Here is a 26,783-nt window from a genome sequence, read left to right as displayed (position 1 = left end):
GCATGGCGGAGTGCGCCGAGAGCTGTCCTCTCGCGCTGGACCGGGGTAGATACCGGGTCCGCGCCGAGCAGGGGCAGAAGACCGCGGCCGCCGAGCGGTCGCGCCAGCTCTGCGTCAGGCAGAGTGGTTCGTTGCTTGCGGCGTCATCGTACAGGCGAGCCGCCACCTCACCGGTGGCGGCGGGTCCCGTACGCGGTCAGCTGCCGGGCAGGGGGCGGACGGTGAGGATCTGCTGGGCGTGGCCGACCGGACCGCGCAGATCGTGCAGCACGGTGCTGGTGATGCCCTGGCCGGTGTCGCCGAAGGTGACCGTGGTGTCCAGCCCGGCCCAGCGGCCCTCCGGCCGGCGGTGGAGGTGGATGGTCAGATCGACGTTGGGGAACATCCAGGCGGTGGGCGACTGCCGTACGGCGATGCCGTTGGCGGTGTCGATCAGCGTGATGTAGGAGGCCAGCGGGGTGCTGGTCTGCCCGGCCACGAGGTCGAGCGGGGTGGAGACCCATACGGTGGCGCGGCCCGGCCGGGGCGGTGCGAGCGGACGGGAGTCCAGGGAGGCGATGTACCCGCCGGGCCACAGCGAGGCCATCGCCCAGGGGGCGAGCCGCTCGGGAGGGGTGAGCCGGTCCCCGGTGCCACCGGCGACGGCGGCGGTGTCCACGGCGGCGAGGAGCCAGGCTCGGGCCCGGACCACCGGGCGGTCGGCGATGAGCACGACGGCTTCGAGGAGTTCGATGGTGCGGCCGGGCCGGATGGTCTCCACCCGGATCTCGCACTCGTCGAGGGCGAGGCGCCCGAGGATGTCGAAGCTGATCCGGCTGAGGAGCAGTCCGGTGTCCGGACGGGTGGCGAGATGGCGGTCGATGGCGTGGACGATGAGACCGCCGAGCGGGCTGAAGTGCTGCTCATCGGTGCTCCAGGCGCCACTGACGTGAGAGGTGGGCTTGTAGCGGTGTTCGTCGATCGGCTCGTAGTAGCTGTCGGTCGTCAACGGGTGCTTCTCCTCGGCGGGAACATCGCGGTGATCAAAGGGCGTTGACCAGGATGACGTATCCGGCGGTGCGCACGCCGCCCGCACCTTGGTCGCGCCAGGCGTGTGGGCGGGCACCGGCGGGCACGCTGGCGGGGCCCCGGAGGCACTTACTCAAGATTCTTGTGTATCTGCTCTTGATCAAGGGTTGCGTCACCCCCTAGGTTGAAAGTAACAACGGGTGGCATGAACCTGTTCAGCCGCAGTACCCCCCGCCGTGCGGTCCCCAACGCCGCGCCGGCGGTCCCCCCTACCCGGGCGACGTCCGTCGGTGCCGTCGCTCTGCCGGATCCCGATCTCGCGGCTCTCACCGGAGAGTGGATCGTCGACCCGGCGCACAGTCGGATCGGTTTCTCTGTCCGGCACGCCATGGTGACCACGGTGCGTGGCGCCTTCGCGGAGTTCCAGAGCCGCCTCTACTTCGACGGCCGTGATCCGCGCCGCTCCCGGGCCGAGGTCCTGATGTCCACCGCGAGTGTCCAGACCGGTGTCGAGCAGCGCGACGACCACCTGATGGGCCGGGATTTCCTGGACGCCAGAACCTACCCGCACATCCGGTTCGCCAGTACCGCCGTGGAGGTCGTGGGCACGGACGTCTACCGGATGACCGGGGACCTCACGATCAGAGACATCACCCGCCCCGTGATCCTGGACCTCACCTATATCGGGCAGGTCACGGACCCCTTCGGCTACCAGCGGGCGGGCTTCGACGGTACGACCACCATCAACCGCTCCGAATGGGGCCTGACCTACAACGCCAGACTGGCGGAGGGCGGCGCCCTGGTGAGTGAGAAGGTCCGCCTCCAGTTCGACATCGCGGCCATCCGCACCGCCCCCGCGTTCTGACGGAGCCCTTGGCTCGCAGGGAGCCGCGGGGTTCGAAAAGGGCGCCCCCTCGTCCGTGGGGAGGGTGCTGAGGGGGCGGGCGGCGGTGACGGGGGACCGGCGCCGTCACGCGGGCGTCGCGGGCGCGGTGGTGAGGTCGAGGTTGTCCTCGACCCATATGCGCAGATTCCGCAGCGGGATGGACGCGCTGTGGCCCAGGGGAGTGAGTTCGTACTCCACATGGAGCGGGACGGCCGGGTAAACGGTGCGCTCGACGAGTCCGGCGTCCTCGAGGCGGCGCAGCGTCTGGGTGAGCACCTTCGGGCTGACGCCCTGAAGGCGGCGCTGGAGCGCGCCGAACCGCAGCGGGCCGTCCTCCAGGGCCCCGATGGCGAGCGCCGCCCATTTGTTCGCCAGCAGATCCAGCATGGCGCGGCACGGGCACTGGGCCTCGTACACATCATGATGGTCGTGCTGGCCGGTGTGACATCGCGTGCTCATGGAGCGACCTCCGAATGCTGGTACTACCCAAAAGGTAGCAGTGTCCCTTGTGGGTAACCAGAGCCCGGCGGATAGCGTGCGAACGCGTCCGGAGAGCGGGCGCGAGAGAACGGATGAGCTCAGGAGGCACACGTGGCCAGGTCCATGATGCGTGCGGTGGTGCAGGATGCGCTCGGCGGCCCGGAGGTGCTGCGCGTCGCGGAGGTCCCGCGCCCGGAGCCGCTGCCCACCGAGGTGCTGGTGCGGGTGCGCGCCGCCGGTATCAACCCGGTCGACTGGAAGACCCGCCAGGGCGGCGGCATGGCCGGTGTGCTCGGCGATCCGCCGTTCACCCTGGGCTGGGATGTCTCCGGCGTGGTCGAGGAGGTCGGGTTCGGGGTGACCACCCTGGCCCCCGGCGACGAGGTGTACGGCATGCCGTGGTTCCCCCGCCAGGCCGGTGGCTACGCCGAGTTCGTCACGGCCCCCTCTCGTCAGTTCGCCCGCAAGCCCGGCACATTGAGCCATGAGGAGGCGGCCGCCGTGCCGCTGGCGGCGCTGACGGCCTGGCAGATCATCGTGGACACCGCCCGGGTGACGGCGGGTCAGCGGGTTCTGGTGCACGCCGCCGCCGGCGGTGTCGGGCACTTCGCCGTCCAGTTCGCACGGCACCTGGGGGCGCGGGTGGTGGGGACCGCCCGGGGGAGCCGGCACGAATGGCTCGGCCGGCTCGGAGCGGCGGAGCTGGTCGACTACACCGAGCGGCGCTTCGAGGACGTGGTCGAGGACATCGATGTGGTGATCGACCTTCTGGGCGAGGACCACGACGCCACCAGCACCCGTTCCCTGAAGGTGCTGAAGAAGGGGGGACTGCTGGTGGCCGTCCCCGGTGGCGTCGCCCCCGAGGTGCGGCAGGCCGCGGACGCCGCCGGGATGCGTACCAGTGGCTTCCTCGTCGAGCCGGACGGCGCCGACCTCACCGCGATCGCCGGGCTGATCGACAAGGGGGAGGCCGTGGTCGAGGTCGAGGAGGTCTTCCCGCTGGAGGAGGCCGCCCGCGCCCACCGCAAGGGCGAGGACGGCCACACCCGCGGCAAGCTGGTCCTCCGCGTCGGCGCCTGATCCGCTCCGCGCGGACGGCGTACGCCCTCGTCGGTCCACCGCTGACCGCACCCCGACGGATGCGGCCCTCCGCCGGTGACGCGCCACGGCCCGTCCTGCCCGAAATGCATGGTTCAGGGCGGGGCGGGGCCGTGGTCACCCTGAGGCGATCCGGGTAGAGCCATGGTGAACGGCGGTCACGCATGTGAATGCGGGGCTAGGTGTGCGCAGACCTTACGATCGCCCGTTCGCCCAGGTCAATGGCTCCGGAAGCAATAATTCCATGCGGAATCACATGAGTTGCGGCGGGCGCCCCCTCCTCGTCGGGGCGGCACCTTGGTATCGTTCACCCATCTACCACCCGTTCAACCATATGAATGGACGTCGATGTCTGACGGAGCAGCCCCGCGCATCACGGATGTCACCATCACCCCCGTCGCCTTCCACGACCCGGCCCTGCTCAACTCCGTCGGCGTCCATGAGCCCTTCGCGCTCCGCTCGATCGTGCAGGTCCACACCGACGCGGGTCTGACCGGGCTCGGCGAGACCTACGCGGACGAACTCCACCTGGAGCGCCTCACGGCCGTCGGACACGAGATCGTCGGGCTGGACGCCTTCGCCACCGAGGAACTCCACCAGCGCGTCCAGCGGGTCATCGACCGCGTGGGCGGCGCGGGCGGCTCCGGGCTCACCGGCATGATCACCACCAGCAGCACCGTCGACCGCGTCGCCTCCCCGTTCGAGGTGGCGCTCCTGGACATCCAGGGCAAGGCCATCGGACGCCCGGTCTGCGACCTCCTCGGCGGCGCCGTGCGGTCCGCGGTCCCGTTCAGCGCGTACCTCTTCTACAAGTGGGCCGGCCACCCCGGCCGGGAACCGGACTCCTGGGGCGAGGCCCTCGACCCCGACGCCATCGTGGCGCAGGCCCGGCGGATGGTGGACGACTACGGCTTCACCGCGATCAAGCTGAAGGGCGGCGTCAGGCCCCCGGAGGAGGAGATCGAGGCGATACGGGCGCTGCGCCGTGCCTTCCCCGACCATCCGCTGCGCCTGGACCCCAATGCCGTCTGGACGACGCGGACATCGGTGAAGGTCGGGCGCGCGCTCGACGGTGTGCTGGAGTACCTGGAGGACCCCACCCCCGGGATCGAGGGCATGGCCGCGGTCGCCCGCGAGGTCCCCATGCCGCTGGCCACCAACATGTGTGTGGTGGCCTTCGACGGGCTGGCCCCCGCGGTGGCCGCCGACGCCGTCCAGGTCGTCCTCTCCGACCACCACTACTGGGGCGGGCTGCGCCGCTCCAAGCTGCTCTCCGGCATCTGCGACACCTTCGGCATGGGCCTGTCCATGCACTCGAACTCGCATCTGGGGATCAGCCTGGCCGCGATGGTCCACCTGGCCGCGGCCACCCCGAATCTCAGCTACGCCTGTGACACCCACTGGCCGTGGAAGACCGAGGACGTGATCGTGGACGGCGTGCTGACCTTCACGGACGGCGCGGTGCCCGTGCCGGGCGCCCCCGGCCTCGGTGTGGAGCTGGACCCCGACGCCCTGGCGCGCCTGCATGAGCAGTACGTGCGCTGCGGACAGCGCAACCGCGATGACACCGGGTACATGCGGCGCTTCGACCCGTCCTTCCAGCCGGATCTCGCCCGCTGGTAGCCCCGCCGCCACCGCCCCTCACCTCGCGCGATACCTCGATCGAAGGAGGCCGGCCTCGGTCACCTGGTGTACCCGGATTTCGGCTAAGCGTACGAAGCCGCAGGCCAGGACGGGTTCATAGCCTCTGGGGGACGGAAAAGACGCCGAACCCCGGAAGTGCTGAGTCTTGTCTCCTCCTGCTCCTCGTGTACGGACCGCCCCTGACCGGACCGACCGCCGCCGCCGGAGCATGGTGTGCGCGGCGGTCGCCGCCGGGCTGACCCTCGGCGCCCTGACCGCACCCGCCGCGGGTGCCGTGGGCCACCACGCACGGCATGGCGCCGAGACGGCCCTGCCCCAGGCCGCTCCCAAGCCCGACACCGGCTCGCCGGTGCGGGTGAACCAGGTCGGCTATCTGACCGACGGACCCAAGAGGGGCACGGTCGTCACCAGCGCCACCAAGCCCCTGACCTGGACGCTCCGGGCCGCCGACGGCACCGAGCAGGCGAGCGGGACCACCACCCCCGCCGGCGTCGACCCGAGCTCCCGGCAGAACGTTCAGACCTTCGACTTCAGCAAGGTCACGAACGAGGGCAAGGGGTACACCGTCACCGTCGACGGCAAGAAGAGCGAGCCGTTCACCATCGGTGACCACCTCTACAGCTCACTGCGGAGCGACGCGCTGGCGTACTTCTACCGCAACCGCAGCGGCATCAAGATCGACGCGGATCTCGTGGGGCCGAAGTACGCCCGTCCCGCGGGCCATGACAAGGCAGCCCCGCACCGGGGCGACACCGACGTCCCGTGCCAGGACGGTGTGTGCGACTACCGCCGCGATGTCTCCGGTGGCTGGTACGACGCCGGTGACCAGGGCAAGTACGTCGTCAACGGCGGTATCTCCGTGGCCCAGCTGATGTCCGCGTACGAGCGCACCCGCACCACCAAGGGCGCCGACGGCGCGTCGCTGGGCGACGGCCGGCTCCGGGTGCCCGAGCGCGGCAACGGCGTCCCGGACATCCTGGACGAGGCCCGCTGGGAGATGGAGTTCCTGCTGCGCATGCAGGTGCCCAAGGGCAAGCCGCTCGCCGGTATGGCCTTCCATAAGGTGCACGACAAGGAGTGGACCGGCTTCCCGACCCGGCCGGATCAGGACCAGCAACAGCGTGAGCTGCACAAGCCGTCCACCGCGGCCACGCTCAACCTGGCGGCCGCCGCCGCGCAGAGCGCCCGCCTGTTCAAGTCCTACGACCCGGAGTTCGCCGCCCGCTCGCTGCACGCGGCCCGGACCGCGTGGGCCGCGGCCAAGGCACATCCGAAGATCCTCGCGAGCGACAGCGACTCCACGGGCGGCGGCGCCTACGGCGACCAGTCCGTCGGTGACGAGTTCTACTGGGCCGCGGCCGAGCTGTTCATCACCACCGGCGACCACACCTACGCCAAGGCGGTGCTCGACTCGCCGCTGCACCGCGACGTCGGCGCGCTTTTCCCGCGCGGCGGCGGCATGTCCTGGGCCTCGACCGCGGGGCTGGGAGCGCTGGACCTGGCCACCGTCCCCAACAAGCTCACCGCGCGGCAGCGCGCCGAGGTGCGCTCGATGGTGACGAAGGCCGCCGACCACTACGCCGCGGACTCCGCGAAGTCGGCCTACGGCGTTCCGTACGCGCCGAAGGACGGCAAGTACGAGTGGGGCTCCAACAGTCAGGTGCTGAACAACATGATCGTGCTCGCCACCGCGCACGACCTGACGGACAAGCCCCGCTACCGCGACGCGGTGCTCCGCGGCATGGACTACCTGCTGGGCGCGAATCCGCTCAACCAGTCCTACGTCACCGGCTACGGCGAACGGAACTCGCACAACCAGCACCACCGCTTCTGGGCCCACCAGCTCGACCACAAGCTGCCGCATCCGGCACCCGGTTCGCTGGCGGGCGGCCCGAACTCCGGGCTCCAGGACCCGGTCGCCAAGGAGAAGCTGAACGGCTGCGCCCCGGCGATGTGCTACATCGACGACATCATGGCGTTCTCCACCAACGAGATCACCATCAACTGGAACGCGCCGCTGGCCTGGATCGCCACCTACGTCGACGGCCTGGGCGGCGGCACGGCGGGGCGGTCCGCGGGCTGACCCCGCCCGGCCGCTGGCCGGTCCGCACGGCGGCGCGGCGCCCCCGCACGGGGGTGCCGCGCCGCTTGGCGTCGGGGGCGGTCGACGGGTGGCGTCGAACGGGTACGGCCAGGGCGCCCCGGAGCGGGGCACCCTGGCCGTTGTCGCGGGTGGGGGGCGGAGCGTCAGTCGGCGCCGAACTCCATCGCGGCCCGGTCGAGCAGCGTGTCCTCCCCCGACGCCTGGCCGCCCGAGGCGATCGCCTCGGAGGCGCCCTGCGGCATCGCGCCGATCAGCCCGGTGGAGGCCGCCTGCGCGGCGCCGATCAGCGCCGGATGCGAACTGCCGACCATGCCGAGACCGGCGTACTGCTCCAGCTTGGCGCGCGAGTCGGCGATGTCGAGGTTGCGCATGGTCAGCTGGCCGATCCGGTCCACCGGCCCGAAGGCGGAGTCCTCGGTCCGCTCCATCGAGAGCCTGTCCGGGTGGTAGCTGAACGCCGGTCCGGAGGTGTCCAGGATGGAGTAGTCCTCACCGCGCCGCAGCCGCAGGGTCACCTCGCCGGTGATCGCCGCGCCCACCCAGCGCTGGAGCGACTCGCGCACCATCAGCGCCTGCGGGTCCAGCCAGCGGCCCTCGTACATCAGCCGGCCGAGCCGCCGCCCCTCGTTGTGGTAGGTGGCGAGGGTGTCCTCGTTGTGGATCGCGTTGACCAACCGCTCGTACGCCGCGTGCAGCAGCGCCATGCCCGGCGCCTCGTAGATGCCCCGGCTCTTGGCCTCGATGACGCGGTTCTCGATCTGGTCGGACATGCCCATGCCGTGGCGGCCGCCGATGGCATTGGCCTCCAGCACCAGATCGACGGCGGAGGCGAACTCCTTGCCGTTGATCGTCACCGGCCGGCCCTGCTCGAAGCCGATCGTGACGTCCTCGGCCGCTATCTCGACCGTCGGGTCCCAGAACCGCACGCCCATGATCGGCTCGACGATCTCGATGCCCGTGTCGAGGTGCTCGAGCGACTTGGCCTCATGGGTCGCGCCCCAGATGTTGGCGTCGGTGGAGTACGCCTTCTCCGTGCTGTCCCGGTAGGGCAGGTCGTGGGCGAGCAGCCACTCCGACATCTCCTTGCGGCCGCCGAGCTCGCTGACGAAGTCGGCGTCCAGCCAGGGCTTGTAGATCCGCAGGGAGGGGTTGGCCAGCAGGCCGTAGCGGTAGAACCGCTCGATGTCATTGCCCTTGAAGGTGGAGCCGTCGCCCCAGATCTGCACATTGTCCTCGAGCATGGCGCGCACCAGCAGGGTGCCGGTGACCGCCCGCCCGAGCGGGGTGGTGTTGAAGTAGCTGCGGCCGCCGGAGCGGATGTGGAACGCCCCGCAGGACAGGGCCGCGAGCCCCTCCTCCACCAGGGCCGCCCGGCAGTCCACCAGGCGGGCGACCTCCGCGCCGTACGTCGTGGCGCGCCCGGGGACCGAGGCGATGTCGGGCTCGTCGTACTGGCCGATGTCGGCGGTGTAGGTGCAGGGCACAGCGCCCTTGTCGCGCATCCACGCGACCGCTACCGAGGTGTCGAGGCCGCCGGAGAAGGCGATCCCGACGCGTTCGCCGACAGGGAGGGAGGTGAGAACTTTGGACACAGCAGGAGTATGCAGTCTTCCGCATGATCATGCAAGGCTTGCTGGTGGTGGCCTTGACGGGCCCCTCGTGCGGTCCGCACCCGTCCGGGTCCTCGTCCGATCCACACCGGCTCCGGACCACACCCCGTCCCGCGCTTCGCCGGGCCGGGGACCCGAGGTGTCCGCGTGGTCCGGGACGACGGCGAAGCGCGGGGGTGGGGATCATGAGGAGGTCAGATACGCCTCCACCTCACTGGCCTGGGCCGCCGGCCAGCCCGTGTTGCCGGTGACATTCAGCCTCAGATAGCGCACATTGGCGCTGCCGGGCAGGGTGACGGTGACCTTGTTGCCGCTCGCCGGGTCGAAGCGGTAGCCCTGCGAGCCCACCACCGTCGAGTACGACGAGCCGTCCGTGCTGCCCAGTACGGACAGGGTCTGGGTACGGGCGCCCCAGGCCGCGGCGGGCGGCAGCTTCAGCACCAGCCGGCGCACGGCCTGGCTGGAGCCCAGGTCCACGGTCAGGGCCTGCGGAAAGGCGTTGTTGGCCGACTCCCAGTAGGTGTTGGCGTCACCGTCGACCGCCTTGCCGGGGGTGTAGACGTCCTGTGAGCCGGTCGCGGTGGCCGGACGGCCCTTGGCGAGGTTGCGGCCCGGGTCGGGCTCCGGGTTGCCCTGGCCGGGCTGGGGCCAGGCGGAACAGTCCGACCAGGTGCTGCTCCAGCCGGAGTTGCCGCCGCCTTCGCTGAGGCTGAAGGTGCCCGAGCCGGCCGGGAAGGGGCAGTTGTAGATGCCCGCGACGCCGACGCTGGAGGCGGTGACATTGCTGAACTTCGCGGCCCCCTGCGCCTCGGCCTGGACCACGACGGTTCCGGGGTTGGTCACGGTCGCGCCGGTCACATTGACGTTCTTGACCGCGTAGCCCCTGCCGCCGCCGGAGACGAACTCGAAGGCGCTGTACGGGCTGTCCGTGATGGTCGTGTTGGTGATGTTGACGGTGGCCTCGATGGCGCTGTCGTAGGAGTCGACGCGCAGGGCGCCCATCGGATGGCTCCAGTTGGGGTTCATGGCCCCCGCGCGGACGAGCGTGTTGCCGTCGACCGTGATCGTGCCGGCCAGCGGATGGAACGGGTCAAGGAACTTCTGGTTGGAGATGGCGATACCGCTGCCGAGGGCGTTGGTGTCGGAGATCAGGTTGTTCTTGACCGTGATGTCCGTACCGCCGTAGATCGCGATGCCATTGGCGAGGTTCGGCTGCGAGATGGTGTTGCTCTCGAAGCTGCTGTTGGTGTCCGGGGAGTTCAGCGACCACATGGCGAGCGAGTCGTCGCCCTGGTTGCGCAGGAAGTTGTCGCGGACCCGTACGCCCTTGGCGGAACCGTTGAGGTTGAGGCCGTCGGCGGTGGTGTCGAGGATGCGGTTGTTCTCGATCACGAGGTTGTCGTTGTTGCCGGTCAGCCAGAGACCGACCTTCAGATGCTGGATCCACATGCCCGACACGCTGGAGCCCGGGCCGAGCGAGCCGTTGACGAAGTTGTCGGGGTTGGAGTCGACACGCTCGGTGACCTCGCCGATGACCGCGAAGTCCTTGATGTGGACGTTGCCGGAGGAGCCGGTCTGGTCGATGAACCGTGAGGTGTGCACGACGGAGTGCCAGCCGCCGGCGCCCTGGAGGGTGACGTTCTGGACACCGCTCAGGGAGGAGGTCAGCTTGTAGTCACCCGGCGGGATCCAGACCACTCCGCCCTGGGCGGCGGAGATGGCGTCCCGGAACGCCTGGGTGGAGTCGCCCTGCCCGCTGGGGTCGGCGCCCTTGGAGGTGACGGAGACCGATCCGGACGGCTGGGTGGCAGCCGCCGTCACCTGCTCGAAATCGGCCACATCGACGGTGACCTGGGTGTTCGCCGCCTCAAAGGCGATCTTGTCACCGGCCTGGACGTTCTGGCCGAGCAGCAGCCGGGCGTTGTCGTAGAGGTGGTGGGTCTTCGACCCCATGATCCAGCCGGTGTCCACATACGAGTACTTGGACGTGACCGCGAGGGTCTTGGCCAGCTTGGTGCCGTTGACATAGACGTTGAGCGTGCCCGACTGGCCGTCGGGCACGCTGTAGGCGACGTTCACCGCGTTGGCGGCGCGCGGTGCGGTGAACTCGACGCGCTGGCCCGAGGCGAGGCGGACGGCCTGGCGACCGGACGCCTCGGAGGCGAGTGTGCCCTGGGTGAAGTCGGGGCCGATCTTCGTACCCGTGGTGGTGGCCGACTCGGCCTCCACCGAGGTGAACGGGAGGGAGGCGCCCGCCGCCGCGTGGGCGGCCGTGGGGGTCAGGGTCACGAGCGTGCCGGCGGCCAGGGCGACGGCCACGCCGATCGCGGACAAGCGCCTGGCCGATGCCGATGCCGATGCCGATGCCGTGCTGTTGCTGTGCATGTGCTGATCCCTTCGTGGTGGGGGTGGTGGGATAGCGCGGTGCGGTGGGGGTGGTGCGGTGCGGTGGTGGCTCAGATGAGCAGCCAGGCCGCCGTGTCCTGGGGAAGGCGGCCGTGGTCGTCCAGGGGGCCGCTGCTGAGCAGGAGCCGGGAGTCGCCGTGCAGCTCGGCGGGGGTCTCCGCGAGGTTGACCATGCAGACCAGGCCCTCGGTACGGGCGAAGGCCAGAACACCGTCGGCCGAGGGGAGCCAGGTCAGCGCCCCGTCGCCGAAACCGGGGGTGGTGCGGCGGATGCGAATGGCCTCGCGGTAGAGGCTGAGCATCGAACCCGGGTCCTCCGCCTGGAGACCGGCCGCGTACGCCGGCCAGTGCGCGGGCTGCGGCAGCCACGGCTCCTCCCGCGAGCCGAATCCGGCGTACGGCGCCTCCGCCACCCACGGCAGCGGCACCCGGCAGCCGTCGCGGCCCGGGTCGGTGCCGCCGGAGCGGAAGTGCATCGGGTCCTCGATGCGGTCGCGCGGGATATCGGCCTCGGGCAGGCCCAGCTCCTCCCCCTGGTAGACGTAGACGGCGCCGGGCAGGGCCAGCGACAGCAGCGCGGCGGCCCGTGCCCGCCGGGTGCCCAGGGCGAGGTCGGTGGGGGTGCCGAAGACCTTGGTGGCGAAGTCGAACCCGGTGTCCTCGCGCCCGTAGCGGGTCACGGTGCGGGTCACATCGTGGTTGCACAGCACCCAGGTGGCGGGCGCGCCCACGGGGGCGTGTTCGGCGAGCGTCTCGTCGATCGACGTCCGCAGCCGCCGGGCGTCCCAGGGGCAGGCCAGAAAGGAGAAGTTGAAGGCGGTGTGCAGCTCGTCGGGGCGCAGATAGCGGGCGAAGCGCTCGCTGTCGGGCAGCCACACCTCGCCCACGAAGACGCCGCCGTACTCATCGGCCACTCCGCGCCAGGAGCGGTAGACGTCATGGAGCTCATCGCGGTCGACGTACGGATGCGGATCGCGGCCCTCGACGAAGTCGGGCAGCCGGGGGTCCTTGGCCAGCAGGGCGGCCGAGTCGATGCGGACGCCCGCGACACCCCGCTCGAACCAGAAGCGCAGGATGTCCTCGTGCTCCTGGCGCACCGCCGGATGGGCCCAGTTGAGGTCCGGCTGTTCGGGGGCGAACAGATGCAGATACCAGTCGCCGTCGGGCAGCCGGGTCCACGCCGGGCCGCCGAACTCCGACTTCCAGTCGTTGGGGGGCAGCTCACCGTGGTCGCCGCGGCCCGCGCGGAAGTGGAAGAGCTCGCGCTCGGGGCCGCCGGTGAGCGCGGCACGCCACCACGGGTGCTGATCGGAGACATGGTTCGGCACGATGTCGACGATCGTGCGGATGCCCAGCTCCCGGGCCTCGGCGATGACCTTCTCCGCCTCGGCCAGGGTGCCGAAGGCCGGGTCGATGGCACGGTAGTCGGCGACGTCATAGCCGCCGTCCTTCATGGGCGACTGGTACCAGGGGCTGAACCACAGTGCGTCGACGCCGAGTTCGGCGAGGTACGGCAGCCTGGCGCGGACGCCCGCGAGGTCGCCGGTGCCATCGCCGTCCCCGTCGGCGAAGCTGCGCACATACACCTGGTAGATGACGGCGGAGCGCCACCAGTCGTGGGGTGTCCGGGCAGGGGTGCGCTGGGCCACGGTGGGTGCCTTTCTGTCGAGGGGAGCGGTGTCAGCCCTTCGTGCTGCCCGCGCTGATCCCGGCGATGATGTGCCGCTGGAAGAGGAGGAACAGCGCGACCATCGGGATGCTGGCGATGACCATCGCGGCGATGAGCACGGTCAGCTGGATGTTCTGCGACAGCTGGACGAGTGCCACGCTGATCGGCTGCTTGCCGGTGTCGGAGAAGACCATCAGCGGCCACAGGAAGTCCTGCCACACCGCGACCAGCGCGAAGATCGACACAACGCCGAGCACCGGACGCGACATGGGCAGCACGATCGACCACAGGGTGCGCAGCTTCCCGGCGCCGTCGATCTCGGCGGCCTCCAGGACATCGCGCGGGATCTGGTCGAAGAACCGCTTGAGGAGATAGAGGTTGAAGGCGTTGGCGACGGCCGGCAGCCAGATCGAGAGCGGGTCGTTGAGCAGACTGGTGTGGATCAGCGGCAGGTCGGCGACGGTCAGGTACTTCGGCACGACCAGCGCCTGGGCCGGGACCATCAGCGTGGCCAGGATGCCGCCGAGGATCACCTTGCCGAAGGCGGGCCTCAGCTTGGACAGGGCGTAGGCGGCGGCCGTGCAGAAGACCAGCTGGAACAGCCAGGCGCCGGCCGCCTGGACCACCGTGTTCCACAGATGCTGCGGAAGCTGCATCAGGTCCCAGGCGTCGGTGTAGCCGCTGAAGCGCCACTGCTCGGGGACGAGGGTGGGCGGGGTCTTCGCCACCTCGTCCGGCGACTTCATCGCACCGGTCACCATCCAGTAGACCGGGAAGAGGAAGGCGATCACGAACAGCACCAGCACCGCGGTGAAGACCGTCCAGTAGACGGCCCTGCCGCGGGGGCGGGCCAGGGCGGCGGGGGAGACGAGGGTCCGGGTGCTCATACGTCGTCCTCCCCGGAGCGGGTCAGCCACAGATAGAGGGCGGAGAAGGCACCGAGCAGCACGAGCAGCATGACGCTCAGCGCACAGGCGCCACCGAAGTCGTTGTAGAGGAAGGCGTACTTGTAGATCAGGTACAGGACGGTGACCGTGGCGTTCTCCGGGCCACCGCCGGTGATCACGAAGGGCTCGGTGAAGACCTGCATGGTCGCGATGATCTGCAACAGCATCAGCATGAGGATCACGAACCGCGTCTGGGGGATCGTGACATGCCGGATGCGCTGGAGCAGTCCTGCGCCGTCCAGTTCGGCCGCCTCGTACAGCTCACCGGGGATGGACTGGAGGGCCGCCAGATAGATCAGGACGGTGCCGCCCATATTGGCCCAGGTGGCGACGATGACGAGGGAGATCAGGGCGGTGTCGGCGCCGTTGGACCAGTTCGAGGTGGGCAGATGGGCAAAGCGCAGCGCCTCGTTGGCCAGCCCGGCACCGGGGTCGTAGAACCACTTCCACAGCAGGGCGCTGACCACCGGCGGGATCATCACCGGCAGATAGACCACGACCCTGAAGAACGCCTTGGCGTGCCGGAGTTCATTGAGCACGAGCGCGAGCAGGAACGGGATCGCGAAGCCGATGAGCAGCGCCAGCAGGGTGAAGGTGAGGGTGTTCCGCCAGGCCGCGGTGAACTCCGGATCGTCCAGCACCCGGGTGAAGTTGGCGGTGCCGACCCATTCGGGGGAGGAGCCGGGGGTGTACTTCTGGAAGGCGATCACCACCGCGCGGATCGCCGGATACCAGGAGAACAGCGCGAAGCAGAGCAGGCCGCCGAGGAGGAAGCCATAGGCGCGGGCCTGGTCGGCGAGGCGGCGCCGCCCCCGACCCCCCGCCGGGGGCGGCGCCTGTACCGGGGGCACGGCGATCGCCTCGGCGGGCGGCCGCGCAGTGGTTTCGGTCATCGGGTCAGCCCCGGGCCAGGATGTTGTCGATCTTGTCGGAGGCTTCCTCGAGGAGCTTGTCGATATCGGCGTCCTTCTTGGTCAGGACGGCGGAGACGGCTCCGTCGAGCACGGAGTAGATCTGCTGGGCATGCGGCGGCTCGATCTTCATCCGCAGCTTCTGGTTGCCGTCCAGGAAGGTCTGGTAGTTGTCCACCGGGACATTGGCGTTGGCCTTCTTGATCTGCTGGTCCTTGGCGTCGGCGGCGCCGGTGAACAGCCGCGGCTCGGGCAGGCCCACCGGGGCGTCCTTCTTCTTGGCGCGGACGTAGTCGCCGAGGAAACCCTTGCCCGGGGTGAGGAACATGTGGTCGAGCCACTTGAGGCCGGCTCGGATCTGGGCGGGCGTGTCGTTCTTGTGGAACATATAGCCGTCGCCGCCGATGAGCGTGCCCTTGCCACCGGGCATGGGGGCGATGGCGAGGTCCTTGTAGTTGCCGCCCTTCTCCTTCACCAGGATCGGGAGGTTGTCGGGCGCGGCGAGGTACATGCCCAGCTTGCCCGAACCCATCATCTGCTGGGCGTCGTTGATGACAAGGAGCTGCTTGCTGCCCATCGAGTTGTCCGTCCAGCGCATGTCGTGCAGGTTCCGCAGGACGGCGCGCGCCTCGGGGGTGTCGATGGTGGCCTTCTTGCCGTCGGGGCTGACCACGTCGCCGCCCTGTGAGTACAGCTCGGCCGTGAAGTGCCAGCCGCCCTGGTTCTGCGCGCTGTAGTCCGCGTAGCCGACCGTGCCGCCGCCCAGCGCGGCGATCCTCTTGGCGTCGGCGCGGACCTCCTCCCAGGTCAGCGGCGGCTTGTCGGGGTCGAGTCCGGCCTTCTCGAAGAGCTTGCGGTTGTAGATCAGGCCCATCGAGTAGCCGGTGCGCGGGATGCCGTAGACCTTGCCGTCGGCCGTGTAGATGTCGCGCAGCTGCTTCTGGAGGGTGGAGTAGCTCTTCAGCTCCTTGATGTACGGAGTGAGATCGGCGGCCTGGTTGATGTCGACGACGTGCCCGGCGTCGGTGAAGTACGTGTAGAAGACGTTCTCCATCTGGCCCCCGGCCAGCTTGGCGTCGAAGGTCTTCGGGTCCTGGCAGGGGAACGCGTCATGCGCGACGACGTCGATGTCCGGGTTCTGCTTCTCGAAGGAGGCGATGTCCTCCTCGAAGAACTCGCGGTCGACCTTGGCGCTCTTGGGCGGCATGCAGTTGACCGTGATACGCGTCTTGCCGCCCGATGAGCCGTCGTTCGACCCGCCGCACGCGGTGAGGACGAGGGAACAGGCGCTGAGCGCGATGAGAGAACGGCGGAACCCGGTGCTTCTCATGGGTGGACCCCTCTGTACAGGAGCAGGGAAGCCCCACGGCCGCGAGCGGGGCGCACACAACCGTGAGTGCGCCGCACACTCAAGCACCGTCGACATGAGGTCGCAAGATGTCGCGTAGATTCTGTAATTATTCAACTGCGCTGTGAATCCCGTGGATTGAGCTCGTCGGCTGCCTTTCGGCCGGCGCGTCGACCGCCCGTCGGCCGCCTCCCGACGGGCCCGCTCTCACCCCCGTGTCCCACCCCGGGGCGCCTGGGCCGTGGAGCCGCGCACCACCAGCTCCGGTTCGAACAGCAGCTCCTCGGCCGGTACGGCCGCCCCGCCGATCTGCGCGTTCAGCAGCTCGACCGCCGCCCGGCCCATGGCCTCGATGGGCTGCCGGACGGTGGTCAGCGGCGGCTCGGTGCAGTTCATGAACGCGGAGTCGTCGTAGCCGACCACGGACACCCGCGACGGCACGCCGAACCCCTTGCGGCGGGCCGCCCGGATCGCCCCCAGAGCCAGCGGGTCGCTGGCGCAGATGATCCCCGTGACGCCCCGGTCGATCAGCCGGGAGGCCGCGGCGTGACCGCCCTCGATCGAGAAGATCGCCCGAGCCACGAACTCGTCCGGGAGATCGCCGGCGACCGCCCGCGCGGCGGCCAGCTTGCGTGCCGACGGCATATGGTCACCGGGCCCGAGCACCAGCCCGATCCGCTCATGGCCCAGCGAGGCCAGATGCCGCCACGCCTGCTCCAGGGCCACGGCGTCGTCACAGGAGACGCCGGGGAAGCCGAGATGCTCGATGGCCGCGTTGACCAGCACCACCGGAATGTTGCGCTCGGCGAGCAGCCGGTAGTGCTCATGCGGCGCGTCGGCCTGCGCGTACAGCCCGCCCGCGAACACCACCCCGGAGACCTGCTGTTGCAGCAGCAGCGCCACGTAATCGGCCTCGGATACCCCGCCCTTGGTCTGGGTGCACAGCACCGGAGTCAGCCCCAGCTGTGCCAGCGCCCCGCCGATGACCTCGGCGAAGGCCGGGAATATGGGGTTCTGCAACTCGGGCAGGACCAGCCCCACCAGCCGGGCCCGGTTGCCCCGCAGCTGTGTGGGCCGCTCGTAGCCGAGGACGTCCAGCGCGGACAGCACCGCCTGCCGGGTGGCTTCGGAGACCCCGGGCTTGCCGTTGAGCACCCGGCTGACCGTGGCCTCGCTGACACCGACCTTCTTCGCCACTTCAGCAAGTCGTCGCGTCATGCACGCAAGCGTAGCGCAAGTACTGCAAGTGGCTTGCGTAAGAGGGGTGTAGAACGTGTGACTACGGCGGTTGCCCCCGGCCCCATGCCGGGTGGGCGTGCTGTTCGCGGGCCAGGATACTCAACGGGTCGGTATGGGACGTGAGTTGTCATCGGCCCGGGTGATCGCCACCGCCGCCTTGAGATCCGCCCAGAACTCGGGCCGGATGCCGACGCGGTGGCCCAGCCGGTAGACGGTGGTCCTGGCCCGGCCGCGCACCCGCAGATGTACTTCGGTCGGTCCCGGATGGGCCTGGAGGATCTCTTTGAGCTGCTGCACGGAGCGCGGGGTCACCCGCGCTTCGAGCATCTCCAGGCACAGCGGGGCATGGCGGGCGCTCAGGTCGGGCACCGCCAGTTCCATCGCCACCAGCCGTGGCACGTCCTCGCGTCTGTCGAGGCGGCCCTTGACGAACACCACCGTGTCCTCGACGAGTTGGCCCGACACCAGCTGGTAGGTGGCGGGGAAGACCATGCACTCGATGGATCCGGCGAGATCCTCCACGGTGGCGATGGCCCAGGCGTTGCCCTGTTTGGTCATCTTGCGCTGGAGGCCGGAGATGATGCCGCCGACCGTGACGACCGCGCCGTCCGGGAAGTCGCCGCCGGTGAGCTGTGCTACGGCGGCGTCCGCCGTGTCGGCCAGCAGCTGCTCCAGACCGAGGAGCGGGTGGTCGGACACGTACAGTCCCAGCATCTCCCGCTCCTGGGCGAGCAGATACGGCTTGTCCCACTCCTCGGAGGAGAACTCGACATCGAGGCCGAAGCCCGGCCCGTCGCCACCCCCGCCGTCACCGCCCATGCCGCCGAAGAGGTCGAACTGCCCCTCGGCCTCCTTGCGCTTGACCGCGACCACATTGTCGATCAGCGTTTCGTAGTGCGCCGTGAGCCCCTTGCGGGTGTGGCCCATCGGGTCGAACGCGCCCGCCTTGATCAGCGATTCGGTGGTGCGCTTGTTGCACGCGGTGATCTCGATCTTGTCCAGGTAGTCGGGAAACGAGGTGAACTTCCCCCTGGCCTTGCGGGCGTGGACGACCGCCTCGACGACATGGGCCCCTACGTTGCGGACGGCTTCCAGACCGAAGAGGATCACATCGTCGCCCTGGGCGGCGAAGTGGTGCACCGACTCGTTCACATCCGGCGGCAGCACCTTGATGCCCATGCGGCGGCACTCGTTGAGGTAGACGGCGGACTTGTCCTTGTCGTCCTTGACGGAGGTGAGCAGCGCCGCCATGTACTCCGCCGGATGGTTGGCCTTGAGATAGGCGGTCCAGTACGAGACGAGCGCGTAGGCGGCGGCGTGCGCCTTGTTGTAGGCGTAGCCCGCGAAGGGCACCAGCACATCCCAGACCGCCTGGACGGCCTCGTCGGAGTAGCCGCGCTCCCGGCAGCCGTCGCGGAACGGGATGAACTCCTTGTCCAGGACCTCCTGCTTCTTCTTGCCCATGGCCCGGCGCAGCAGGTCGGCCTGGCCGAGTGAATAGCCCGCGAGCGCCTGGGCGGCCTTCTGGACCTGCTCCTGGTAGACGACCAGGCCGTAGGTGATGTCGAGGACGTCCCTGAGCGGCTCCTCCAGCTCCGGGTGGATCGGGGTGATCTCCTGCTGGCCGTTCTTCCGCAGGGCGTAGTTGATATGCGAGTTCATGCCCATCGGGCCGGGCCGGTACAGCGCGGTGACCGCGGTGATGTCCTCGAACTGGTTGGGTTTCATCAGCCGGAGGAGCGAGCGCATCGCGCTGCCGTCGAACTGGAACACACCGAGGGTGTGGCCACCGCTGAGCATCTCGAAGGTCTTGCGGTCGTCCAGCGGCAGATCCAGCAGCTTGAGGTCGATGCCCTTGTCGGCGCGCACCATCGTGACGGCGTCGTCCATGATGGTGAGGTTGCGCAGGCCCAGGAAGTCCATCTTCAGCAGGCCGAGCGACTCACAGGTGGGGTAGTCCCACTGTGTGATCGTGACCCCGTCGGTGTGCCGAACCCAGACCGGGACATGGTCCACGATCGGCTCGCTCGACATGATCACACCGGCGGCGTGCACACCCATCTGCCGCACCAGGCCCTCGACACCCTTGGCGGTGTCGATGACCTTCCGCGCATCCGGCTCGTTCTCGTACATCGCCCGCACCTCGCCCGCCTCGCTGTAGCGGGGGTGCTTCTCATCGGTGATACCGGACAGCGGAATGCCCTTGCCACCGACGTCGGCGGGCATGGCCTTGGTGATGCGGTCGCCCATCGCGTACGGATAGCCGAGCACCCGGGCCGAGTCCTTGATGGCGTTCTTGGCCTTGATGGTGCCGTAGGTGCCGATCATGGCGACCTTGTCGGAGCCGTACTTCTCCGTCACATAGCGGATCACCTCGACCCGCCGACGCTCGTCGAAGTCGATGTCCACGTCCGGCATGGACACGCGCTCGGGGTTGAGGAACCGCTCGAAGATCAGCCCGTGGTCCACCGGGTCCAGGTCGGTGATGCCCATGGCGTACGAGACGATCGAACCGGCCGCCGAACCACGGCCCGGCCCGACGGCGATGCCCTGCTGCTTGGCCCACATGATGAAGTCGGCGACCACGAGGAAGTAGCCCGGGAACCCCATCTGGATGATGACGTCCATCTCGTACTCGGCCAGCTTCTGCCGGTCCTCCGGTACGCCACCCGGATAGCGCCGGGCCATTCCGCGCCGGACCTCCTCGCGGAACCAGGTGACCTCGGTATGGCTCTTGGGGACGTCGAAGCGCGGCATCAGGTCGCGCTTGTCGAACATACCGGCGGTGTCGATCTGCTCGGCCACCAGGAGCGTGTTGCGGCAGCCCTCCTGCCAGGCGTCCGAGGAGTCGATGGCGTACATCTCCTCGGCGGACTTCAGGTAGTAGCCGGTGCCGTCGAAGCGGAAGCGGTCCAGATCCGAGAGGTTCTTCCCGGTCTGGATGCACAGCAGCGCATCGTGTGCGGTGGCCTCGTCCGCGTAGGTGTAGTGCGAGTCGTTCGTCACCAGCGGCGGGATGCCCAGCTTCCTGCCGATGTCCAGCAGCCCGTCGCGGACCCGGCGCTCGATCTCGATGCCATGGTCCATCAGCTCCAGGAAGTACCGGTCCTTGCCGAAGATGTCCTGGTACTCGGAGGCGGCCTTCAGCGCCTCGTCGAACTGGCCCAGCCGCAGCCGGGTCTGTAGCTCACCGGATGGGCAGCCGGTCGAGGCGATCAGCCCCTCGGCGTGCTCGGCGATGACCTCCTTGTCCATCCGTGGCCACTTCTGGAGCCAGCCCTGGGCATACGCGTCCGACGACAGCCGGAACAGATGGTGCAGCCCGGTGTTGTCCGCCGCCCAGATCGTCTTGTGGGTGTAGCCGCCCGAACCGGAGACATCGTCGCGCTTCTGATGGGGCTGCCCCCACTGGATCTTGCGCTTGGTGCGCCGTGACTCCGGTGCGACATACGCCTCGATCCCGATGATCGGTGTCACACCCGAGGCCGTGGCCTGCTGGAAGAAGTCATACGCGCCATGGAGGTTGCCGTGGTCGGTCATGGCGATGTGCGACATGCCCATCTCCCGGCAGGCGCCGAAGAGATCCTTCAGCCGGGCCGCGCCGTCCAGGAGCGAGTACTGCGTGTGCACATGCAGATGGGTGAAAGGCTGTGCCACTCCTTCCCCCGGATCAGGAGTCGGACTCGAGGGCCTGGGCGATCCGCCGCAGGCCGGTGGCCACCTCCCGCGCCGAGGGGGCGCGCTCGGGATCGACCAGCCACTGCTGGGTCAGACCGGCGACAAGGGCCATGTGCACCGACCCCACCGCACGGGCCACTTCGCCGTCCTCCGCGCCCTCGATACCGTGCAGATCGGCCGCCAGCGTGGTTCGGGCCCGTTCGAACGCCTCGGCGAGCTGCTGCCGGACCTCTGCGGAGCGTTCGGCCTGGGCGAGCGCCTCCGCGCTGGCCACCAGCAGCGGCCGATCCGTGGTCTCGGACTCGACGACCCGGGCCCACATCGACTCCACTCGCGCCCCCGCCCCGGAGCCCGCCGCGGGCTCCGCCGAGCCGGACCGCACCTTCTCGCTCCACTCGTCGAGCGTTTCCAGGAGCGCCGCGTTGAGCAGCCGCTCCTTCGAACCGTAGTGGTAATTGATCGTGCCGAGCGGTGCGTTGGCGGCGGCGGCGATGTCACGCGAGGTCGTACGGGCGAATCCCCGCTCCTCCAGGCATCGCTTCGCCCCGGCCATCAACTGTTCCCGATGTCCCATGCCGATCACCCTACCCCAGGTTTGAACGCGCGTTCAGGACATTCGTTCAGTACGTACGTTCAGAACGCTGGTTCAGGCCGTAGGCCGGGTCGTGGTTTCGCGGGTCAGGGGGTCAGCTGTGGCTCGCGGCCGGTTCCTGCTCGGGGAGGGGCGCCTGCTCATGCCGGGGGAGCAGCAGTGGGGTCGCCAGGCTGAGGAGGCCGGCTATGGCGACCGCGATCCGGGGCCCGGTGACACCGGCCAGCAGACCCCATAGGGCGGTCAGGGCCGCGACGGTGGCCTTGCTGCTGACCGACCACGCGGAGAGGGTGCGGGCGACCCGGTCCGCCGGGGTCCGTTCGAGCCGATAGGTGGCGTACACCGGGTTGAACACGCCCATACAGCAGATCAGCCCCAGCTCGACCGCCATGACGAGCACCAGCCCCGCCACGCCGGGGCGTACGAAGGCCAGCCCCGGCAACCAGCACGCCCGCAGCGCCCCCGCCGTCAGCATGACCCGGTGCCGCCCGAACCGCGCCACGAGCCGGGGGGAGAGCCGTGAGCCGGTCAGCCCGCCGATACAGGGCAGTGCGAAGGCCAGGGCGTACTGCCAGGGCGCGAACCCCAGGTCGCCCAGCATGAGGACGGCGAGCAGCGGCGCCGTCGCCATGATCAACCCGCTCACCAGGACCGTGTTGAAGAACAGCGGGCGCAGCGCCGGATGCGTCAGGATGTACCGCCAGCCCTCCAGCAGATCACCGGCCCGGAGCCGTGAAGGCGTGCCGGTGCGCGCGGGCCGTGGCTCCTCACCGCCGATCGCACGGATCCCCGCCGCGGAGAGCAGAAAGCTGACCGCGTTGGCCGCCACGGTCATCACCGGGCCGAAGAGCCCGACCGCGGCCCCGCCGATGGGCGGTCCCACCATGGTGGCGGTCCAGGCCGTGGACTCGAACCGCCCGTTCGCCACCAGCAGGTCGTCCCCTGGCACCAGCGCCTTCAGACACGCCCCGCTGGCCGCGGTGAAGGCGATGTCGGCCGCGGAGACGACGACGGAGACCACCGCGAGCTGGGCGAAGGTCAGCCGGTCGAGCAGAAACAGAACGGGGACGGTCATCAGGGCCGCGAACCGGACCACGTCCATCGCGATCATCACCGGCCGCTTACGGCGGAACTCCATCCACGGCCCGAGCGGCACCGCCACCATCGCCCCCACCGCGAGCCCCGCGGCCGCCAGCAGCGACACCTCGGTCGACCCGGCGTGCAGAACAACGATCGCGATGATCGGGAACGCGTCGAACGCGAGCCAGGTGCCGAACGCGCTGACCGCGTAGGCCGCCCATAGCCATCCGAACTGCCGCCCCAGCGACCGTCTCGCCCCCATGTGCAGCGCACTCCTCGCCGTCTCGCCCGATGAACCTCACGTGGAACGGGCGATATCCAAGCGAGCGGGTGGCGGGCGGTTCAAACAACGTCCACGACATGCCACAACCAAACGTTGTACGGCTAAGGTGGCCGACGTGGATCTCAAGGCCGTGCGCACCTTCGTCGCCGTCGCGGACGCGGGACAGTTCCAGGAGGCGGCCGCCGATCTGTCCATCACCCAGCAGGCCGTCTCCAAGCGCATCGCCACGCTGGAGAAGGAGCTCGGTGTGCGGCTGTTCACCCGCACCGCGCGCGGGGCCCGGCTCACCATCGACGGACAGGCGTTCCTGCCCCACGCCCGCGAGCTCCTACGGGCCGAGGAGCGGGCCGCCGCCTCCGTACGGCCCGGCCGTCGTGCGCTGCGTGTCGATGTGATCGGGCGGCGGCTCGCACCGGCCGATCTGCTGCGGGGCTTCCACCGCGCACACCCCGAGGTCGAACTCGATGTGGTGACCCTCTTCGACGCCGACGCGGCCATCGTGGCAGTGCGCACCGGCACGATCGACGCGTCGTTCCGGGCGGTCACCGTGCCCGCGCGGCGGCTCCCCGGCGGCGTCGAGGCCACCCGTGTGCACGACGAACCCGTCCAGCTCCTGACCGGACCGTCCCATGAACTCGCCGCAGCCCGCGCGGTCACCCCGGGCGAACTCACCGGGCACCGGATCTGGATGCCGGGCCTCGTCGCCGGTACCGAATGGGCCGCCTACTACGACGACCTCGCCGCCAGGTTCGGGCTCACCATCGACGCGATCGGCCCCTACTTCGGGCTCGAACCACTCCTCGACACGATCGCCGACTCCTCGACGCTGGCGACCTTCGTCGGCGAATGGACCCACCTGGTCTGGCCCGCCGACTACGGTCTGCGCCGCATCGCGGTGCACCACCCGACCCCGGTCTATCCGCACTCGCTGATCTGGCACCGCGACAACCCGCACCCCGCCCTCACCGCGCTCCGCGACCACCTCGTCTCCGCGCGGCCCGACCACCATGACGGCGACGCCTGGACACCGGAGTGGGCGTGGTGAGCGTCCGGGGCTTCTCGCGTTCTGTCACGTGACCGTCGTGTCGAGCGGTCATCGTGCCGTGTGGTCGTCGTGCCGTGTGGTCGTTCGTGCTGTGCGATCGTTCTACCCTGCGGCGCGTGTTCGTACGACCCGCCGTGCTGTGCGACCCGCGGACCTCAGGCGCCGAACCGGCCGCCGGTCAGCCGTGCCAGCGGGCTGCGACGCCGGGCGGCGCGCCTCCGCAGGACGATCGCCGCGGTGGCGCCCGCAGCCGCGGCACCCGCACCGGCGACGGCTGTCAGGACCTTCCGCGCCTTGATGGCCGTCCAGGCCGAACCGGCCGCCGCGGCCGCCTTCTTGGGCGCCTCGGCCGCCACCGTACGACCGGTGGCCACGGCCTTCTCGGCGGCCACCTGGGCCTTGTCGGCCGCGACATGGGCGGTGTGCGCCGCCGTCGTCGCCGCGCCCGACGCCGCGGTCTTCGCCGTGGTGCCTGCCTCACCAGCGGTGTCCTTGGCCTTTCCCGCGGTCTCCTTGGCCTTGGTGGCGGTGGCCTTCGCGTTCGTGTTCGAGCTCCGGGCAATGGTGTGTGCGTTCTTCTTCTCGCTCATGTCCACCGCGTTACCACTCGGCCCGACAGCAAACCCGCGCGCCGATGCACCCACGGGGCCGCACCGACTCGTCCCCGGGGTCGTGCCCTTTGCTTTGGCATGACCGCCGGGGGTGGCGCACCGACCGGTGCGCCACCCCTTGGCTCATTCGGCGCCGCCCGAGCCGCGCCGCTGCTGGAACAGCACAAAACCCCCGGCCAGGGCCACCAGACAGACTCCGGCGATGACTGCCACGGCGGGCCACGGGGACCCGTCATCCGACGACGCGGCCTTCGAGGGCTCCTTGCCGTCCGGGCTCGGCGCCGGGCTCTCCGGCCGTGGGGTGGCCGAGGGTGAGGCGCTCGGGGTGCCACCGGCGGCCGCGGGCCCGAGCTCCAGCAGCGGGGCGGGGTTCTCCGGCTCGGCCGACGCCTCCTCCGCCTCCGACTCGAACGTCAGCGTGACGTTCTTCGCCAGTGCGTGGGAGTCGGTGGCGCTCACTTCGGTGTGGGCCAGGGCGGGGACGGCCGTGGCGAGGACGAGCGCCGATGTGGCGAAGGCCAGGGCGCCGATCCGCTGCCGGCGCCGGCGGGACAGCGGACGACGATGTGCGTTCACGTATCTCTCCTCGTCAAGGGTCGGACACCCGAGCCCTCCGCGCCGGCCACCAGGTGCGGTTCACCAGGTGTGCCGCACTCCCCGGTACGTACGGTCCGGACACGGTGTTCACCGCGCCCGGACCGGACAACCCGCTTGTCACACGCGGGCGTTGGGCTTACGACGAGGACCGCGTCCAGACCGTCCCGCGCGCCTCGTACTCCAGCATGGTCTCCACCCCGATCGCGGCGTCCGCTCCGAGCTCACGCTTGACCAGCCACAGGCCCAGCTCCAGGCCCGAGGAGATGCCACCGGCCGTGACCAGATCCCCGTCGTCGACGACGCGGGCGTCCTTGACGATGCCACCCTGCTCCTTCAGATCCGCCTTCGCACCGTGATGTGTGGTGCAGGGACGGCCCTTGGTCAGACCGGCGGCGGACAGCAGCAGCGCCCCCGTGCAGAGCGAACTGATCGTCAGCCCCTCGCGCGGTGCCGCGGCGAGCGCCTTCGGCAGGACACCATCGGCTATCTCCGCCCAGATACCGGGGCCGTTGCGGCGGCCGTACCCGCCGCCTGGCACCACGATCAGATCCGCCTCCTCCGGGGCCCAGCGGTGCGTCACCTGGATGCCCGTGCCGTACGACGCACGGATCTGCCGGGGCTGCCCCGTGGTGACGTAACGGACCTCCACCCCGCGCGGGTCGTGCATGGCGGCGGCGGAGAAGACCTCAAAGGGAGCGATGCAGTCCAGCTCTTCGACCCCGTCGAACATCACGATATGGACGCGCAGCGGCCCGGTCCGCCGGGGCGCGGCCGTCGCCGTCCCCGTGTTCACGGCGGTGGCTGTCAGTGTCCCGGCGGCGATGGTCGCCGCGCCGGCCGCGGTCGTCCGGCTGAGAAAGCGCCTGCGTTCCAACGGTGTGCCTCCTGTCCCTCGCGGTCCTACTGGTTGGGTAGTCGGACCGGGGGGAGGAAGGAGTTCCGGCGACTTCGTGGCCCGTGAAAGAGGGACCGAGGGTGTCATGCTGCAATGAGAACGGTGCCCCCGTGCGGCCGTGTGCCCGGTGGTCAGCCGGCGGGCATGTCGAGGGCCGTTCCGTACAGCCGGGACACCCGGATCCTGATCACGACCCGCCGGTCCGCCACCAACTGCTCCAGGAAGGCCGCCTCCTCGTGTGGCTCGGCGAAACCGGGCGTCATGGACAGCAGTTCCCGCCCGACCGCGTCCCCGGGGACGGCCGTCACCTCCGACACCTCCGCCTCGCCCTCGGCGACGGCGAACGACCAGCCATCCGGCGCGCCCACATGCACGGCGGCATGGGGGTCGCGGCGCAGCTGACGCACCTTGAGCCGGTCGGCGGTGGAGGAGATGCGCAGCACCCGCTCCTCGGGGCTCCAGCGGTGGATCACGGTCGACAGATGGGGATGGCCACCGCGCTTGACGGTGGCGAGCACACCGAAGCGCTGGTCCCGCAGTGTCCGGGACAGCTCGTCCTCGGTGAGCACCCGGGGCGCGGGTCCGGCACCGGGCTTCGTTTCGGCGCCGTTCGCCGGGCTCTTGTTCTCGGTCGTCGTCATGAGGGTGAACC

Annotated in this window: 22 protein-coding genes; 5 read left to right on the top strand and 17 right to left on the bottom strand. The window is 69.8% G+C overall.

The features are described 5' to 3' along the window. Positions 1-196: 196 nt before the first annotated feature. Both NQU54_RS27285 and NQU54_RS27280 read right to left on the bottom strand, forming a co-directional pair. Positions 197-988 (bottom strand): thioesterase family protein, encoded by a 792-nt coding sequence (locus NQU54_RS27285; RefSeq protein ID WP_257633402.1) that lies wholly within the window; start codon positions 986-988, stop codon positions 197-199. A gap of 34 nt (positions 989-1,022) precedes the next feature. Then, positions 1,023-1,145, bottom strand: coding sequence for a hypothetical protein (locus tag NQU54_RS27280; RefSeq protein ID WP_257633401.1), 123 nt, complete (start codon positions 1,143-1,145; stop codon positions 1,023-1,025). Between the two features lie 68 nt (positions 1,146-1,213). Here NQU54_RS27280 and NQU54_RS27275 point away from each other — a divergent pair, with 68 nt between their 5' ends. Next, complete coding sequence (locus tag NQU54_RS27275) at positions 1,214-1,873, top strand: YceI family protein (RefSeq protein ID WP_257633400.1); 660 nt, start codon at positions 1,214-1,216, stop codon at positions 1,871-1,873. Between the two features lie 105 nt (positions 1,874-1,978). Here NQU54_RS27275 and NQU54_RS27270 read toward each other — a convergent pair whose 3' ends face one another. After that, complete coding sequence (locus tag NQU54_RS27270) at positions 1,979-2,353, bottom strand: winged helix-turn-helix transcriptional regulator (protein WP_257633399.1); 375 nt, start codon at positions 2,351-2,353, stop codon at positions 1,979-1,981. Between the two features lie 132 nt (positions 2,354-2,485). Between NQU54_RS27270 and NQU54_RS27265 the strand changes: the two genes are divergently transcribed. The 3 genes from NQU54_RS27265 (at position 2,486) to NQU54_RS27255 (ending at position 7,199) form a co-directional block, all read left to right on the top strand. Continuing rightward, the gene (locus tag NQU54_RS27265) at positions 2,486-3,454 is read left to right on the top strand and encodes an NADP-dependent oxidoreductase (protein WP_372506050.1); all 969 of its coding nucleotides are present in this window, start codon (positions 2,486-2,488) and stop codon (positions 3,452-3,454) included. Between the two features lie 366 nt (positions 3,455-3,820). Continuing rightward, complete coding sequence (locus tag NQU54_RS27260; RefSeq protein ID WP_257633398.1) at positions 3,821-5,095, top strand: glucarate dehydratase family protein; 1,275 nt, start codon at positions 3,821-3,823, stop codon at positions 5,093-5,095. A gap of 229 nt (positions 5,096-5,324) precedes the next feature. Further along, positions 5,325-7,199: a glycoside hydrolase family 9 protein gene (locus tag NQU54_RS27255; RefSeq protein ID WP_257633397.1), complete on the top strand. Its 1,875-nt coding sequence runs from the start codon at positions 5,325-5,327 to the stop codon at positions 7,197-7,199. A gap of 164 nt (positions 7,200-7,363) precedes the next feature. Here NQU54_RS27255 and argG read toward each other — a convergent pair whose 3' ends face one another. The 10 genes from argG to NQU54_RS27205 form a co-directional block, all read right to left on the bottom strand. Beyond that, positions 7,364-8,812 carry an argininosuccinate synthase gene (gene argG, locus NQU54_RS27250; RefSeq protein ID WP_257633396.1) on the bottom strand — a complete coding sequence of 483 codons (1,449 nt, stop codon included), beginning with the start codon at positions 8,810-8,812 and terminating at the stop codon, positions 7,364-7,366. A gap of 201 nt (positions 8,813-9,013) precedes the next feature. Then, entirely contained in the window at positions 9,014-11,215 is a 2,202-nt protein-coding gene (locus tag NQU54_RS27245) for a discoidin domain-containing protein (RefSeq protein WP_257633395.1), read from the bottom strand. A gap of 71 nt (positions 11,216-11,286) precedes the next feature. Continuing rightward, on the bottom strand, positions 11,287-12,885 hold the full coding sequence (locus NQU54_RS27240) for a glycoside hydrolase family 13 protein (RefSeq protein ID WP_257633394.1): 1,599 nt from the start codon (positions 12,883-12,885) through the stop codon (positions 11,287-11,289). 31 nt (positions 12,886-12,916) lie between these two features. Beyond that, positions 12,917-13,792: a carbohydrate ABC transporter permease gene (locus NQU54_RS27235; RefSeq protein ID WP_257633393.1), complete on the bottom strand. Its 876-nt coding sequence runs from the start codon at positions 13,790-13,792 to the stop codon at positions 12,917-12,919. After that, the gene (locus NQU54_RS27230) at positions 13,789-14,745 is read right to left on the bottom strand and encodes a carbohydrate ABC transporter permease (protein ID WP_069873051.1); all 957 of its coding nucleotides are present in this window, start codon (positions 14,743-14,745) and stop codon (positions 13,789-13,791) included. Before NQU54_RS27230 ends, NQU54_RS27235 begins: the two co-directional genes overlap by 4 nt. A 4-nt stretch (positions 14,746-14,749) precedes the next feature. Beyond that, positions 14,750-16,093 (bottom strand): ABC transporter substrate-binding protein, encoded by a 1,344-nt coding sequence (locus NQU54_RS27225; protein ID WP_257633392.1) that lies wholly within the window; start codon positions 16,091-16,093, stop codon positions 14,750-14,752. Between the two features lie 225 nt (positions 16,094-16,318). Beyond that, a complete protein-coding gene (locus NQU54_RS27220; protein ID WP_257633391.1) occupies positions 16,319-17,329 on the bottom strand; it encodes a LacI family DNA-binding transcriptional regulator in 1,011 nt (336 codons plus the stop codon). A gap of 120 nt (positions 17,330-17,449) precedes the next feature. Further along, a complete protein-coding gene (dnaE, locus tag NQU54_RS27215; RefSeq protein ID WP_257633390.1) occupies positions 17,450-21,007 on the bottom strand; it encodes a DNA polymerase III subunit alpha in 3,558 nt (1,185 codons plus the stop codon). Positions 21,008-21,020: 13 nt separating this feature from the next. After that, on the bottom strand, positions 21,021-21,602 hold the full coding sequence (locus tag NQU54_RS27210) for a TetR/AcrR family transcriptional regulator (RefSeq protein ID WP_257633389.1): 582 nt from the start codon (positions 21,600-21,602) through the stop codon (positions 21,021-21,023). A gap of 112 nt (positions 21,603-21,714) precedes the next feature. Beyond that, on the bottom strand, positions 21,715-22,962 hold the full coding sequence (locus NQU54_RS27205; protein ID WP_257633388.1) for an MFS transporter: 1,248 nt from the start codon (positions 22,960-22,962) through the stop codon (positions 21,715-21,717). A 136-nt stretch (positions 22,963-23,098) separates the two neighbouring features. On the opposite strand from NQU54_RS27205, the gene NQU54_RS27200 reads away from it, so the two are divergent. Continuing rightward, positions 23,099-24,028 carry a LysR family transcriptional regulator gene (locus tag NQU54_RS27200; RefSeq protein WP_257633387.1) on the top strand — a complete coding sequence of 310 codons (930 nt, stop codon included), beginning with the start codon at positions 23,099-23,101 and terminating at the stop codon, positions 24,026-24,028. Positions 24,029-24,183: 155 nt separating this feature from the next. On the opposite strand, the gene NQU54_RS27195 is transcribed toward NQU54_RS27200, so the two are convergent. From NQU54_RS27195 to NQU54_RS27180, 4 genes are all read right to left on the bottom strand, one after another. Beyond that, complete coding sequence (locus NQU54_RS27195) at positions 24,184-24,618, bottom strand: hypothetical protein (RefSeq protein WP_257633386.1); 435 nt, start codon at positions 24,616-24,618, stop codon at positions 24,184-24,186. Positions 24,619-24,762: 144 nt separating this feature from the next. Continuing rightward, positions 24,763-25,215, bottom strand: coding sequence for a hypothetical protein (locus NQU54_RS27190; protein ID WP_257633385.1), 453 nt, complete (start codon positions 25,213-25,215; stop codon positions 24,763-24,765). Positions 25,216-25,372: 157 nt separating this feature from the next. Then, positions 25,373-26,110 carry a DJ-1/PfpI family protein gene (locus tag NQU54_RS27185; RefSeq protein WP_257633384.1) on the bottom strand — a complete coding sequence of 246 codons (738 nt, stop codon included), beginning with the start codon at positions 26,108-26,110 and terminating at the stop codon, positions 25,373-25,375. 152 nt (positions 26,111-26,262) lie between these two features. Next, positions 26,263-26,772: a pyridoxamine 5'-phosphate oxidase family protein gene (locus NQU54_RS27180; RefSeq protein ID WP_257633454.1), complete on the bottom strand. Its 510-nt coding sequence runs from the start codon at positions 26,770-26,772 to the stop codon at positions 26,263-26,265. Positions 26,773-26,783: the final 11 nt, after the last annotated feature.

This window comes from Streptomyces malaysiensis subsp. samsunensis (assembly GCF_024519315.1).
Lineage (GTDB): Bacteria > Actinomycetota > Actinomycetes > Streptomycetales > Streptomycetaceae > Streptomyces > Streptomyces malaysiensis.
The sequence above is the reverse complement of the archived record's forward strand: the minus strand, read 5'-3'. Positions and strand labels throughout refer to the sequence as shown.